Raw genomic sequence first — 13,348 nt, 5'->3', positions numbered from 1 at the left:
TCGACCTAGACACACCGGCCCCGGTGCACCCCCACCGGGTGTCCGGTCTACCGGGTAGGGGAGGGAAGGGGAGTTCGCTATGCAACTCGACGGATTGAAGCTGCACCAGCTGTACGCTGTTCGCCGCCACTGGGCGCGTCTCGGCGATGCCGCCAAGGTCGCCCAGGTTGAAGCTGCCATTGATGAGCGGATCGCTCTCATCGGCGGTTCCAAATGAGTGCCGTGATCCTTCCGCTCTGCCTTTTCTGCGCCGTCGTGTTGTTCTCCGTCGGCACTGCTCGTTTGTTTGGCTGGGTGATCCGTCGCCGGGATGCGCGTGTTGATTCCGCGTACCGCGCTGCTTGCCTCGTTGCCGTTTCGAAGGCTGAGGTGACCCATGGGTGACTTCTGGGAAACCTTCGGCTGTGCTGGCGTCGCTGGCTTTGTTTGCGGAATTGTTATCGGTCTTGCCTGTGCGTACTTCATCGCTGACGGCACGACCAAGGAGTGGAATCAAAAGGTTGATATTGAGAACGCCTGCATAGCTGGCAATTCCAATGCGTGTCGGATCTACGAGGTCCGCTATGGCCGGTGACGCTGAACCCTATCGCTATTACGGCACCTTCTGCGGCATCTGCGGCAGTCCCAGAAAGATCCATCGCGGCGACATGTGCGAACCGTGCTTTACGCGGCTGCGATCAACCATTGATGCCAACGTGGCGGCACACAAGCCGCGCACGGCGCTTGATGAGTTCGACGCGTCTGTAGGCCACATGCGCGCCATGCAGCATCGCACTGAGCGCGCGTCGGAACAGGTCCACAAGTCCAAGCGCGGCGGCTCTGCGTCGCTTGCTGAGTACTACGCTGCCTCTCCGGTCGCATTGAGTCCACAGGGCCAGCGCGAAGCGCTGGCCCTTGGGCTTGTCCCTTATAAAACAAGTGGTCCAGACGCACCCAAGACCGGTCGCGTATCCATCGAAATAGACCCTCTGCTGGCTCGGGCGCAGCGGTTGAAAAAGTCTGTCATCACGTCCGCGAGACTCCACGATGAAGAATCGAAAGCAACGGGCTTCCGGGGCGCTTGGTACATGCTTACGCTCACCTACCGAGACGGAAGCAATAGCGGCCCTCGTGACATTAGCGACCTTCTGCGAGCGATGCGGCGCTACTTCAATGTCACTCGATCCCGCGCCAAACGGTTTGCGGGTCAAGTTTTCCGTTACCTCTGGGTGGGAGAACTCACCAAGCGCGGCATCCCCCATTACCACGTCCTGATCTGGATTCCCCAGGGCATGTACTTCGGCAAGGTCGATCAGCGTGGCTGGTGGCCGCATGGTTCAAGCCAGATCGAAAAGGCGCGCAACGCCGTTGGCTATCTCGCCAAGTACGCAAGCAAGTTCACCAGCATCGTGGCTGGTCATTTTCCCAAAGGCTTTCGCACGCATGGCTGCGGTGGCCTGAATCAAGAATCCAAGCGCGAGTTGCGCTTTTGGAGAGCACCCGTTTCTGCACGCGACATCCTCGGCGCTGCTGCCGACATTCGCAAAGCGCTTGGCGGGTGGTTCGACAAACTCACCGGTGAATTCTGGCCCTCACCGTGGCGAGTAACCATTTTTGGCGGCCGGACAATCGCGTGGAAGGTGATAGAGCTATGAAGATCCAAATTCTTTCGGACAAAGTGTTGACCAAGTCGATCCCCGCTCGCGGTGAGCGTGCAGCCATGCAGTTCAATGAGCAGGTTGCAGCGATTCTCGACAACGATGGCGGTTTTCCCAAGCCGTTCAAGATTTCTCTTGAAGCCGGTGAGCATCCGTATCGGCCCGGCATGTACACGTTTGATCCGGCCAGCTTCGTCACCGACGAATACGAGCGGTTGAAGATTGGTCGTGGCATCAAGCTGATTGCCATTGACGAAAAGGTTCCGCCGCCTGTTAAGGCGTCCTGAAAATGATGACCCTTCTTTACACCACGCATCCGGCTGTAGTGCTCGCCTTCGGCGTCCTTGTGGGCGTTCTCTGCGGCGGCATTGTTGATGGCCTGATTAGCCGAAAGAAGGGGGCATAACCGTGTCTGGGCCCACACTCTACATCGCCTGCAATGCAGAGGACTACGACGTTCAGACGGCGGAGTGTGCCCATCCGTACTACGCCCTTCCACCCAGTTTTGTTCCGTACATGTCGGCTGCCGATGGTCTTGCCATCGCGTGGAAGATCGCCGCGGTTTGGGTGTTGGGCGTGGGGTTTCGGTTGCTCGTTCGAACAGCCGACGCCGCAAAACCGTAAGTCCATCAACCACAACCCCAGAGGGGGACACCCATGAAGTATCGCAATGCAATGAAGAAGTTCGGCTCCACCTACGGCCCCAAGATCAAGGGGGCTTATGGCAAGGCAGCTACCGCCATTGGTAGCACCCTGTTCACTGGTCTGGCGTTCGCCCAGGACGGTCTGGGTGCCGAGGCCCTGACAGAGGTTTCGGGCATCCGTGCGGATGTTTCCGCGATCCTGAAGGTGCTTATCGGCATCGTGTTCCTGCTGGTCGCCTTCATGTACCTCAAACGCGCCAAGTAATCGAAAAGCGCGTGACAAGGGGCCGGGGTGGGCCCTTTTTCTTTTCTGCATGGGAGAGATAAATGGACGGGTATTTCGTCATCATCGCAATCCTCGGCGCCCTCTGGCTGGCGTTCGAAAAGGTATGAACTGGCTTGCGCGTATTTTTGTGACTGTCGCAGTGCGCCGCGTCGTAGTGCTGCTGGTCATCGCCGTGCTTGGTTGGTTGGGCATCAGCTCTGCGCGTGCTGTAGATCGCGGCGAAGCGTTTGCGCTATGTAACGCCGCTATTGCCAGGACCATGACTAGGTATGGCCCTGTGACTGCGAACAATTGGCCTCGCGTAGAAATCAATTGTCGTGAATCTGTTGGTCCTCCCGAACTTAAAAAGGGTGTATTCGCAGCCTCAGTTCTCGTTAACCCTAGTACGCCTGTCTGCATCTCATCCGAAGGCGCAGTACCTTCAACTTCTTGCCAGTTCGAGTACAGAGGTAGTTGCGAATCACGGGCGGTGCTGCAGAACGCCAGCTATCAGGGGCCGTCGTATTGTCAGCAAGGTTGTGCGTACGTACCCGATGATGTTGCCCCGTTGAATCCGAACAGCATTGATTTCAGCTTCTTCAACCAAGATCGCATCATCAAGCACGCTAAGCGGCTGCGCCCTACCGGCGCTATATGCGAGTCACTGCCCAACCCTCCCGATGCTCCGCAGCCTGACGTTTGCGTAACGCAGGGCACGTTGACGCAGTGCGTGACGCCAGAGGGTAAACACTGTGCGTCTGGTGCATCCGGCAAAAAGTATTGTTGGGACGCTGATGAGCATGGGACCAAAACAAGCGGCAACGAGGCGATGACGAAATCTCCCGTTGATAAGCCCGTCAACTTGCCACCTGTTCCGCCTAAGAACGGTGGCGAGTGGGAGAAGAAGGGCGAGGGCACTGTTTCGACCACGATCAATAACAACACCGACAATTCTAAGATCACCAATAACGTTTCCAACTACGGCGACAAGGGTAGCGGCGCTGCCGGTGGCGGCTCAGACGGCGAGGGCAATGGCGGTAGTGGTGATGGCTCTGGTAAGGGCGATGGCGAAGGGGAGGGCGGTAAGGGTGACTTCGGTAGCGTAGGCGGCGGAACTTGCGAAGGTGGGTTTACTTGTACCGGTGGTGACCCGGTCTTGTGTGCAATTGCGCAGCAGCAGTATCAGGCGCGCTGTGAGGCAGAGGGTCGTTTCGGTGATGGTGCTGGTGCCGGCGACTTTCCCGGTGGCGGTGAGGGAGATTCCGATCCGGATCCGGAGGATTACAACAAGACCGTCAAGGTAGGGCTTTCCATGATCGATACGGGCGGTCTAGGAATGCCGACGCAGTGTCCGACCTTTGAGGCCATCTCGACGTCATTCGGCGATTTTTCCGTTGACGCCGAGTCATGGTGTCAGATTCTGGGTGTAGCACGTTCGTGCCTTCTCTTCTTGGGTGCCTTTATGTCGTTAGGAATTCTCATGGGTTGGGGAGGGAAGGACTAATGTGGGAGACAGCTAAAACGCTTTTGGTCGGCTACGCCGGTCACGTCCTCACTCTTCTAAAAGCAGCCGCTGGTTTTATCGTCGCTCGCGTGTTGGCAGCTTTCGGCCTGACGTGGGTCACCTATGTGCAGGTGTTGCCAGAGGTCAAGGATTTTGTTCGCGGCTATACGTCGGCCTTGTCGTCTGAGGTGGCGCAGCTCATCGGCGCCATGGGTATTGATATTTTCGTCATCATGATTCTGAGCGCGTGTGTAGCCAAGTACGGGATGAGAGCGTTCCTTGTTGGCATTGAGCAGTTGCAAACCATGATCGGCAACGCAGGGGGCTGATATGTATTACCAATTCACCGGTCAGCCAGGACACGGTAAAACCGTTCTGGCAATCGAACGCGCATTGGAGATGAAGGCAAAGGCTGACAAGCTGCATGCGGAAGATCCGTCTAAGCATCCGGTGCGTGAGTTGTATGTTTGCAACGTGCGTGACTTCAACCACGGAGCAGCGCATGCGCTTCCGTTGTCGCCGGAAGAATTGAAAGGGTGGGCGGATCACCCGGACTACTTGCGGCGCATCGCGGAATTTAAGGATTCGCAGCAGTACTTGTCTGCCGGTGGCGCGAAGGAGAGAGAGGAAGCATTTCAGCTGTTTTTAGAGAGCGCTGAGATGCAGAGGCTGGCAAACGAATGCATCAACCCTCCTTTTGAGAACGCGATCATTCTGGTTGATGAGGCCTATGAAAGCGGCATGTTTCCGCGTCGGCCGGCCGGGCGGTTCTTGCCTCGGCATGTAGAGCGTGTGGCGAAGCACCGTCATTTCGGCATTGACTTCATCATGATCTGCCAGTCTCCAAAGAAGCAGATGGATGACTTCTTGCATGACCTGATCGAAGAGCACTACCACGTGCGCCGTCGCTTCGGCCTGCCGTTCGTGCACATGAAGCGCTGGGACCGGTTTGAGTCGAACCCTGATAAAGCCACGCCGCTCACCAATACTCGCCGTAAGTACCCGACCAAGGTTTTCAAGCTCTACACCTCGACCAAGTACGACACCAGCGAAAAGCGCGTGCCGTGGTATTACTGGGCTGCGGGCCTTCTTGTGGTGTGGACCCTCGGTTCTGCCTACTTCGCGAAAGAACGGATTGACGAACGCATGGCAGGCACACAATCGAGCAAGGCCGCAGCGAAGGACATAGGAGCCGACGGAGCGGCAGCGAAGGGGGCGACGACGGGCCGTAGCGAAGGCCGACGTGACAGGGGCACGCCGCAGCAGTACGTCGAGTCGTTCTCTCCGCGAGTTCCTGCACAACCTTGGTCCGCGCCCGCGTATGACGGTTTAGCTGTACCCGGTGAATCGCCGCGCCTTTTCTGTATGGTGGCTGGTCCCGGCATTGATGCCCAGGGCAACTCACGCGAGTTGAGTTGTGGCTGCAAGACGGAGCAGGGCACGCGTTATGAGATTGACTTTGATACATGCGCCACCATCGCTCGTCACGGCCAGTACGAGCCGTTTCTAGCTCGGAGCAAGGGCGAGGGTGCACAGCAGCGGGAAACGGCTCCTACGGGGCATCCACAGCGCTCTAGCAGTTCTGGAACGGGTGGATCTGTTGTCAGCTTCAAGCCGGGTGCTCGGGCTGACGTGTTCCCTATGAATCCCGCTCAGACCATCGGTGGCTACACGCCTCCGACAAGCACACTTTGAGCTGGCCATAAAAAAGTCGACTTTCAGAACCTTTGGCCTGCAAGGGTTTCCGGGCGGTCCCGATCGAGCTCGACCAGGTACTTGGGGTGTAGGGGCCAAGCCCCTACGGGAAACGCCTCACACGCGCCCGGAGCGCCTCAGCGCCGGTAGCAATGGGACAACCGGGCATGGTTCCGCTGATCGACGGATCACCCCCTTGGCGAGCTCCTTTTCTTGGTCCAGCAGTCGCCGGTACTCTTGGGCAAGCGCAGCGGTAAGGCCAAGCCATGCCAGATCCTCCGGCAGCAGCTCGCGACCCTCGGGCGTCACCAATCGGCCCGACTTAAACGAAAAACCGGCCCATGGGCCGGTTAGTTTGCGATTACGCATGTTGCAGACTCCGTGTCAAGAGCCATCGGGGCTGCAAGATGCGGGCCAGCCATGTCCGGACAATATTTAACATAATATACATTATGCGAAATGGTTTATAGGCGGATCAGCTGGGTCTGGCTTTGGATCTCATCTCATGTCAGTTTTTTTAGTTCGTGTCTGACGGGACAACTAGAGATGTACTTTTCCGCCAACTAAAGATGTACTTTTTGCTCGACCTGCTGTCTACCGCGGATAATTTCGTCGCGATTAGGTAGATGTTCTTACTCGCCGCGTCCGCCAAACGACAGGCCGGCAATGTGCAACGGGCCAGAGGCGCCCTTTCAAGGCCCCTCCATAGTGTAGCCCAGGGCCTTCTACGGGCCTTGATCGCGTGTTTTTCGTGTCAGGCAGCCGACGGCGGTGAGGTGTCGCTACTCGGCCTCGGAGCCCACAATATTTGGGCTTTGGTGCGGATCAATGAGATTCGAGGGCCAACGTTGGCCTTCATCTGGGTGACACAGAAAACACGCGCATCCGCTGGATTTCCAACTCAACTAGGGGTCTCGGACGTTTGGACCGAAGCATCCTCAACGCGACGCGGCGATCCCCTTCTGCAGATCCTTAGCCTCTCGCTCGCCCCGAGTTCTGTCGATTAGTGCATCTCCATGCCCCGGCGCAGGGGCGTTGGGCCCCTTGACGGCTGTCTACTGCGGACAATTTCGTCGCGCGCAGGTAGATCTTGCTGGTTTGGAAGCAGATAAGTCCGTCACCCTGTGACCGAACGTAGAAATTTGCGTATGTTGTCAAACGCAATACGCTAGACGGCTCAGCGTGATGCCGTAGGAATTCTAGTCAACAGACGTAGACATTGACTATTTTGCCTTCGCCTTCCTAGGGGCTGGCAGCTTACGTTTACCACGCAACGCCGCCTCGATAGCAGCAGGAATTTTGCTCAGTTGTTCCTCCAGGACCTCGGACTTCGCCCGTTGCCGGTCCGCTTCTTTAGAGGAAACCGCCGCTGCGTTCTGGGCAGCCTTCAAAGCACTGGCAAGTGATTGTTCGGTTGTAACGCGAAGCTTCTCTGCAGAAGCCAACTTGGTCTGTAGGTCTTTGATCTGCTGACGGGCTTGGTCGACTTCCCGTGCAGCACGATTTTCGACAGATCTGGCGTGTTCCATCAGGCTCTCGCGTTCAGATCTGGCCAGTTCTCGCTCGTCGTGCAACCGGGCCTCGAGGGTCTGCTTTGCCACATCCAGCTGCTCCAGCCGCTGATCCACAGAAGCACGTTGTTGTGTCGACTCTGTCAGCTGCGATTGAAGTTGATCGACGAGCTGCCGAAGCTCCGTCACTTGGGTCAGCGCCAGGCGTTCTGTTTGGGCTGAGGCTGTCGCCTGGGCATGTAGCGCGGAAGCTTCCTCGGCGAAGTTCTGCTGCTGCACCCGCAGCTCGTCATACTCGGCCGCAAGCGACTGTCTGGCGCCGGCAAGCTCTTCCAAAACCGATTCACGGGCATGCTGCAATGCCAACGCCCACCATTGACCGGCCAACTCGGCTAGGACCGCCGGCGCGTCCTTCAAATCTGGTCGCTTCGACTGCAGTCGAAGACCCAGATTTTTCCACCAAGTGTCCAGCCACCGCGTCACGGTGTTGGGTGATCCTGTGCCCAAGTGCGCGCGGATGCGTTCTACCGTCGGGCGTTCGCCATTGGCAACCAGCGCGTCGGCGGCGGTGTGAACATCGGATTCGGTGATGCCGCGGGCCATGCTGACGTCTCCTGTATCGGTGCCCTACTCTGTTGATTACGTACTTACGATAAGTGATGATTATCGTCAGTACGCGCCTATTCTCATAGCGTACATTACATACTATGAACCAAAATTCTACTACTTCAACCTTGCCGGCCACCGCCACTCATCTGGTCTTGCCAGAGCAACTGGCCCAGCAGGCCTCCGATGCTGTGCGTGAATTACTCGCCGAGGCAGCCGCAGCGAACACCACCCGCAGCTATGCCACTGCCCTGCGCTATTGGGCCGGATGGCATCAGGGGCGTTATGGCATCGAGCTGGCGCTGCCGGTCAGCGAGGCCGTGGTGATCCAGTTCCTAGTCGACCACATCCAGCGCAAGAACAAGACCGGCTTGGTCAGCGAACTGCCGCCGACGATTGACCAAGCGTTAGTGGCCGCCGGTCTCAAGGCCAAGGTCGGGGCGTTGAAGCTGTCGACGGTAGTTCAGCGCGTGGCCGTGCTGTCCACTGCCCACAAGCTCAAGCGCCTGACTAACCCATGTGAGCTGCCCAGTGTCAGGACGCTGTTGAGCCGCGCTCGACGAGCCTCAGTCAAACGCGGTGAGCGGCCAACCAAGAAAACCGCGATCACGCGGCCAGAGCTCGAGGCCATGCTGGTGACTTGTGATGACAGTTTGGAAGGACTGCGTGACCGTGCCCTACTCTGCTTTGGCTTTGCCAGTGGTGGACGCCGCCGTAGTGAGATCGCCGCTGCGGACCTGCGCGACCTGCGCAAGGTCGGTGACGACGGCTACATCTACCGGCTGGAATACTCGAAGACACAGCAGACCGGAGTGAAAGCGGATTCGACGCCGGACAAGCCGATTCTGGGGCGTAGTGCTGAAGCCTTGTCGGATTGGCTCGGGGCGGCAGGCATCACTGAAGGTGCGATCTTCAGGCGGATTTGGAAAAATCGCGTAGGTCCCGCCCTACTCCCTGGCTCGGTGGCCACTATCGTGAAGCGGCGGAGTGCGTTAGCGGGGTTGGTGGGGGACTTTGGGGCCCATAGTCTGAGGTCAGGCTTCGTCACCGAGGCGGGCAAACAAGGAGTGCCCTTGCCGGCGGTAATGGCAATGACTGAGCACCGGTCGGTGGCGAGCGTGATTGGGTATTTTCAGGCAGGCGCAGCGGAAGACAATCCAGCTGCGCGTCTACTGAAGTAGTGGAGAACCTTTCGAAGCAGAGGTGCTGCAAAGAGAGCGTTGCCGCCGTCCACTGTGTGAACATCAACCGGGCTTCACGCGCTCACATGCACCGTCTTAAGGCGCGCCAATCGATATCTCTTCCTGCTTGAACCAGCCATTTGCGAGGAGCTGATCTCGGACGCGTCCGGGGTTCTCAGCGTAGGCGACTAAAGCGAGCGAACGTTCTGCGCGACTGCAGGTGACGTAGAACAGTCGGCGAGTTGAAGCAGTTTGCCCGTCGTCAGCGGCGCCACCGAAAAGCTTTTCGTACTTGAACAGAAATCCGCGCGCTTCGTGATCGTCCATGACAACCATGACCCGGGGGAATTCCAGCCCCTTCACGCCTTGGTGCGTATCAAAGCGCGCTTTTCCACCCACGTACTTGGCATAGGCCCGTACTTGGGCAAATGGTATGGTCAAGAAGTCAGCGATGGCCTTGTCTCGTTCGGTGCGCTCCTGTTCGTCCTCAGCATCGGCCGCATGAGCGGCAGCACCGGCAAGTGCTACCTTGAGTGCATCAGGAATGACAAATAGGTCAGTCTTTTCCACATTGTGAAGAACTTCGCCAAACGTTACCGACGGGTTGCCGCCGAGCAGTTCCAAAAGCGCATCCACAGCCGCTTGTACCTTGGCTAACTGTTCAAATTGGTCCGGAGCATTCTTCAACGCGGATGGGCTAAGCATGGGCGATACAGCTCGCATGATCCGCGCGATGACAAACTTATCGTTCTTTGCGTCCCAAAGAGGCAAGACTAGGTTCGAGAAAAAGTTGACCGCGGGCAGTGACCCATCAAGCAGTGAGGTCCGAAATTGACTTATTGGATACAAGGCGGCCAATAGATCATCGAAGCCCATTCGAAGGGCTGCCATGCGATGCTCCAAGATAAGCACCTTTACCGAATCTTCATCGTGCCATTTCTTGTCAGCAGTTAGCCCTGCCATATATCTGCAAATCGCTGTCTCGGCCGCGGCCTTGTCGATCCCCTTTGATGGGAGCACGAACATCCGCACATGTCCCTCGGCAGCGCTGCTACACGGGATCTGCGTCTGTTGATCCGTGCCCTCGCGGACCTTATTGATGAGCTCGATTACCCGCCGCGGGCACCTGAAGTTTAATCGTTTGGTCGGTGTGGCCCAGTCGTACGGCAGACTTCCCCCCAAGCCCGGCTGACCATCGCTGTAGATACGCTGCATCATGTCACCAAAAAGACCCACCACGACTTCGTCCTTGTGCGCCGCCTGAAAGACGAACAATGCCTCAATGATGTGCCGGTTTGTATCCTGGCTCTCATCAACCAGTATGTAGGGATAGCCATCGCGAAGAATTTCCCTAAGCACGGGCTTTGACTTTAAAAAGTCGCCCGCAAGATGAAGCACTTCCGCATGATTCAGGGAATCCCTTCCTTGATTGTCACTATCCGGGCTGTAAACGAACGTCTTCGTGGTATCGAGCCTTGTCAATCGCCGTCTCTTCGAAGCAATGTCAGCGATTCGTTCTGCGGATGCCTTCGTACCCGCACGTCCTTTGTTCTCTTTGGCTTGAAGTTCCAGAATGTCCGCATTGAGTGATGCGCGAAGCCATTCCCGGATATCGTGATTGAATCCTGCAATCAATGTCCAGGCGAAACTGTGGATCGTAGAAACGGCAATGACCGGATCAAATTGCGTCCGGCGGATGATCTCGTCGCGCGCGGCCTTGGTGTAAGTGACGACCGCAACCTTTTGTCCGCGCGTTCTCAGGCGTGCGCCCGCTTTCTCTCGGAGGTAGTCGAGGGCGCCAACAAGTGAGCGTGTCTTGCCTGAGCCAGCTCCCGCGAAAAGAAAGAAGCTTCTCGGAGCCTTTGGATCGAGGTGCTGCTTGATCTCCTCGTCAACGTGAAGATCGAGCTCATCGTTCGATACTGCGGCCTCGCTGGTCATGCGCCGTTCGCCTTCGGAGCCAGATCGGCTTCCTTGCGCTTGAGCTGATCAGCCAGCCATAACAATCCATGCTCAATGTAGGCAGGTACACGAAGCTTCTCGATGTCATCACTGAATAACAGCTCAAGTGAAAACTCTGCCTTGTCCCCGTCTTTGATAGCCTTTGCAACACAGGTTGTCAGTTGATCGGCGTTTTGGGCCGCATCGGCGATGGCCTGGAACTTGCCGGCCAAGCCGTCGGCCTTGCGACCCTTGAAGAACTCAAAATTCTTATAGAGCAAAGCGTCTTCAAATGTGTTGGCATGGATCTCAACCTCAGTCGCCCCCACTTTCAGCTTCTCTGCCGTCTGATACGCGGACCGGACAGCGTAGCCATTGGGCTGTACGAAGGCTTTGTCCTTCTCTTGTAGCCTCATTAATGTATCAAGATCGGTCTGCTTGGGTGCCCAGGACCGCAGCGTTTCATTGCGTGCTTCCAGTCCCTTGCCAAGTTCCGGCGTCCTGGCCAGGTTGGTCACCGGATCCTTGGCGTCCAAGTCGGTGATGATCAAGGTAGTCAAGCCAAGAGTGTCCACCAGGCTCTTAAACCGATGTGCATGGCTGCCACCCACTTCAAGCCACGTGATGTAGCGCGTTCGCAAGTCTTCGAACACATCAGTTTGCTCTACGAAGTGGGGTACGAGAATGCGCTCAGCACTTCCTTCTATGAATATAGCGGCATCGGCAAAGAACAAATCACAGTGCGTTGCTTTGAGGTAGCGTGCTACGAATTTTTCCGTTTGATCGGGCTTGCCGAATACTGATGAGAGGTTGATGACGCAGGCGACTGGCGTTTTGCGATTCTTTGTAGGAGGCAGCCGTCTGAAGTAACGCAGCGCCGCAAAATCGCAGGCATGCGCGATGTGGCTGGAGTGGGTACTCACTACCAGTTGCGTACTTAAATCAGTTGAGTTCCCCAAAGCTGGGTCATTGCGTAACACCCCATAGGCGTGCCTGATGAATACCTGCTGTACCTGAGCGTGGAGATATGCCTCGGGCTCCTCAACCAACATTAGGTGCAGCGGCGGAATTGGTTTTACATCGTGGCCGGTTCCGGCTTTGCCTACGCGCATCCACGCATCGCGATAGCTCATCAGGTTGAAGACCATGGAGACCAAGTTCTGGTAGCCCAATCCATTCGAGTCTTCGGGCAAGCGGTGCACGTGTTCCCCAGCCGCGGCGGGTATCTCATACTGAATGGAGGACTCGTGGCTCAAGCCATCCTGTAGTTTGAGCTTGGTTGCAATCTTCAGCTTCGGGTCGGAGATGCCTGGGTATCCTAGCTTCTGGAGTTCGATCAACGCCTTGTCAAAAGCTACCGATAACCTTTCATCGAAGGCCTTGCGTGCCTTATCGAGTGCTTCCATTGCCTTGATGTCGGTCAGCTCCGGCGTGTCACGCCAGTCCAGGTGCCTGTCGTAGTAGGAACGGAGCTGGGTCGAGAGTCGGCCTGCATTTCGTGCATCGGAACCCACTTCTTCGCGCGACGTACGACCGCTGGTGGACCCAAAGCCTCGTTGGGCGCTGATCTCGTCGATCTGAATCAGGCCATCCAAGGGGTTTCCTTCAACGGGCTCTGCGTCATCGGCGAGAGCCTGCATGCGGGCAACGCCGTCACTGGGTTCTTCGACTCTCTCAGGGTCCAGCAAGTAGGCCTTCACTTTAAAGAAGGTCCGAAGGCGCCGCTCCAAGAAATCAATGAGATTGAGTGGCCAGAGCTCCAGTTGCGGAGGGGGCTCTTTCCCTTCCACGGCTTGGGCTGCCGCGACGGTGATGTCAGCGGCCCTCCTTCGAGCCGCGATGTATTCCTGCTGAAACTTGACCGCGTTTTCGGGTTCAAAGCGGAACCGCACACCAAGGGGGGCTGTTTTCCAATCTAGCGCTGGTAGCAGCTTTTGTACGTAGTGCATCTCACCTTTCTTGACTTGGAGCCACACGTCCAACTGGGGAAGGAAGTCCAAGATGCCGGGACGAGGCAGCTCTAGGTCCGCAGCTATGGCAGCCTCCCAAGCTTCCCCTTCCGCATTCAGGGCTTGCCAATGTGCTAACGACAAGTCATTGATGGAGAACCCGCGAGTATCGACCAGGAAGCGATGCAGCGCAGTCATCGCAGAGGTCTTGCCGCTGTTGTTGGCGCCAACGAGCACTGTTTTGTCGGGCGCGAAAGCGATGCGTGCAGCCAAGAGCTTCCGATAGTTCCCGATCTCAACCATGGTTATCAGAACGTCCTACTCCTTCAGGAATCTCACATATACAGGGCTTCCCGGTGACCTCGCTCGCCAATACGGGTGGCGGTAGAGGCCTGGCTTCGATATTCAACTAGAA

Annotated in this window: 13 protein-coding genes; 9 read left to right on the top strand and 4 right to left on the bottom strand. The window is 57.1% G+C overall.

Translation table 11 applies throughout. From position 1 onward, the window contains the following. The first annotated feature begins 79 nt into the window (after positions 1-79). The 8 genes from ACVOKO_RS01055 (at position 80) to ACVOKO_RS01020 (ending at position 5,745) form a co-directional block, all read left to right on the top strand. Positions 80-217: a hypothetical protein gene (locus ACVOKO_RS01055; RefSeq protein WP_346496416.1), complete on the top strand. Its 138-nt coding sequence runs from the start codon at positions 80-82 to the stop codon at positions 215-217. Positions 218-376: 159 nt separating this feature from the next. Further along, positions 377-574, top strand: coding sequence for a hypothetical protein (locus ACVOKO_RS01050; protein ID WP_346496414.1), 198 nt, complete (start codon positions 377-379; stop codon positions 572-574). A gap of 178 nt (positions 575-752) precedes the next feature. Then, positions 753-1,634 carry a rolling circle replication-associated protein gene (locus ACVOKO_RS01045; protein ID WP_346496462.1) on the top strand — a complete coding sequence of 294 codons (882 nt, stop codon included), beginning with the start codon at positions 753-755 and terminating at the stop codon, positions 1,632-1,634. Next, the gene (locus tag ACVOKO_RS01040) at positions 1,631-1,924 is read left to right on the top strand and encodes a single-stranded DNA-binding protein (protein WP_346496412.1); all 294 of its coding nucleotides are present in this window, start codon (positions 1,631-1,633) and stop codon (positions 1,922-1,924) included. Before ACVOKO_RS01045 ends, ACVOKO_RS01040 begins: the two co-directional genes overlap by 4 nt. 370 nt (positions 1,925-2,294) lie before the next feature. Further along, positions 2,295-2,546, top strand: coding sequence for a hypothetical protein (locus ACVOKO_RS01035; RefSeq protein WP_346496410.1), 252 nt, complete (start codon positions 2,295-2,297; stop codon positions 2,544-2,546). 124 nt (positions 2,547-2,670) lie between these two features. Next, on the top strand, positions 2,671-4,050 hold the full coding sequence (locus ACVOKO_RS01030) for a hypothetical protein (protein ID WP_346496408.1): 1,380 nt from the start codon (positions 2,671-2,673) through the stop codon (positions 4,048-4,050). Then, positions 4,050-4,379, top strand: coding sequence for a DUF2523 family protein (locus ACVOKO_RS01025; protein WP_346496406.1), 330 nt, complete (start codon positions 4,050-4,052; stop codon positions 4,377-4,379). The genes ACVOKO_RS01030 and ACVOKO_RS01025 overlap by 1 nt, the downstream gene beginning before the upstream one ends. 1 nt (position 4,380) lies before the next feature. Then, complete coding sequence (locus tag ACVOKO_RS01020; protein ID WP_346496404.1) at positions 4,381-5,745, top strand: zonular occludens toxin domain-containing protein; 1,365 nt, start codon at positions 4,381-4,383, stop codon at positions 5,743-5,745. Between the two features lie 117 nt (positions 5,746-5,862). Here ACVOKO_RS01020 and ACVOKO_RS01015 read toward each other — a convergent pair whose 3' ends face one another. After that, on the bottom strand, positions 5,863-6,114 hold the full coding sequence (locus tag ACVOKO_RS01015) for a DUF3653 domain-containing protein (RefSeq protein ID WP_346496402.1): 252 nt from the start codon (positions 6,112-6,114) through the stop codon (positions 5,863-5,865). A gap of 854 nt (positions 6,115-6,968) precedes the next feature. Continuing rightward, positions 6,969-7,859, bottom strand: coding sequence for a DNA-binding protein (locus ACVOKO_RS01010; RefSeq protein WP_062167490.1), 891 nt, complete (start codon positions 7,857-7,859; stop codon positions 6,969-6,971). Positions 7,860-7,963: 104 nt separating this feature from the next. Between ACVOKO_RS01010 and ACVOKO_RS01005 the strand changes: the two genes are divergently transcribed. Beyond that, positions 7,964-9,043: a site-specific integrase gene (locus ACVOKO_RS01005; protein ID WP_346496399.1), complete on the top strand. Its 1,080-nt coding sequence runs from the start codon at positions 7,964-7,966 to the stop codon at positions 9,041-9,043. Between the two features lie 96 nt (positions 9,044-9,139). Here ACVOKO_RS01005 and ACVOKO_RS01000 read toward each other — a convergent pair whose 3' ends face one another. Together ACVOKO_RS01000 and ACVOKO_RS00995 are read right to left on the bottom strand one after the other, a co-directional pair. Further along, on the bottom strand, positions 9,140-10,984 hold the full coding sequence (locus ACVOKO_RS01000; protein WP_346496397.1) for a UvrD-helicase domain-containing protein: 1,845 nt from the start codon (positions 10,982-10,984) through the stop codon (positions 9,140-9,142). Then, positions 10,981-13,236, bottom strand: coding sequence for an AAA family ATPase (locus ACVOKO_RS00995; RefSeq protein ID WP_346496395.1), 2,256 nt, complete (start codon positions 13,234-13,236; stop codon positions 10,981-10,983). Before ACVOKO_RS00995 ends, ACVOKO_RS01000 begins: the two co-directional genes overlap by 4 nt. Positions 13,237-13,348: the final 112 nt, after the last annotated feature.

Source organism: Stenotrophomonas sp. STEN240 (genome assembly GCF_056756175.1).
The sequence above is the reverse complement of the archived record's forward strand: the minus strand, read 5'-3'. Positions and strand labels throughout refer to the sequence as shown.

Coding starts and splice junctions, on each gene's coding strand:
- ACVOKO_RS01050 (WP_346496414.1), top strand. CDS start 377: ATGGGTGACTTCTGGGAAACCTTCGGCTGTGCTGGCGTCGCTGGCTTT.
- ACVOKO_RS01025 (WP_346496406.1), top strand. CDS start 4,050: ATGTGGGAGACAGCTAAAACGCTTTTGGTCGGCTACGCCGGTCACGTC.
- ACVOKO_RS01005 (WP_346496399.1), top strand. CDS start 7,964: ATGAACCAAAATTCTACTACTTCAACCTTGCCGGCCACCGCCACTCAT.
- ACVOKO_RS01035 (WP_346496410.1), top strand. CDS start 2,295: ATGAAGTATCGCAATGCAATGAAGAAGTTCGGCTCCACCTACGGCCCC.
- ACVOKO_RS01040 (WP_346496412.1), top strand. CDS start 1,631: ATGAAGATCCAAATTCTTTCGGACAAAGTGTTGACCAAGTCGATCCCC.
- ACVOKO_RS01015 (WP_346496402.1), bottom strand. CDS start 6,114: ATGCGTAATCGCAAACTAACCGGCCCATGGGCCGGTTTTTCGTTTAAG.
- ACVOKO_RS01055 (WP_346496416.1), top strand. CDS start 80: ATGCAACTCGACGGATTGAAGCTGCACCAGCTGTACGCTGTTCGCCGC.
- ACVOKO_RS01020 (WP_346496404.1), top strand. CDS start 4,381: ATGTATTACCAATTCACCGGTCAGCCAGGACACGGTAAAACCGTTCTG.
- ACVOKO_RS01045 (WP_346496462.1), top strand. CDS start 753: ATGCGCGCCATGCAGCATCGCACTGAGCGCGCGTCGGAACAGGTCCAC.
- ACVOKO_RS01000 (WP_346496397.1), bottom strand. CDS start 10,984: ATGACCAGCGAGGCCGCAGTATCGAACGATGAGCTCGATCTTCACGTT.
- ACVOKO_RS00995 (WP_346496395.1), bottom strand. CDS start 13,236: ATGGTTGAGATCGGGAACTATCGGAAGCTCTTGGCTGCACGCATCGCT.
- ACVOKO_RS01030 (WP_346496408.1), top strand. CDS start 2,671: ATGAACTGGCTTGCGCGTATTTTTGTGACTGTCGCAGTGCGCCGCGTC.
- ACVOKO_RS01010 (WP_062167490.1), bottom strand. CDS start 7,859: ATGGCCCGCGGCATCACCGAATCCGATGTTCACACCGCCGCCGACGCG.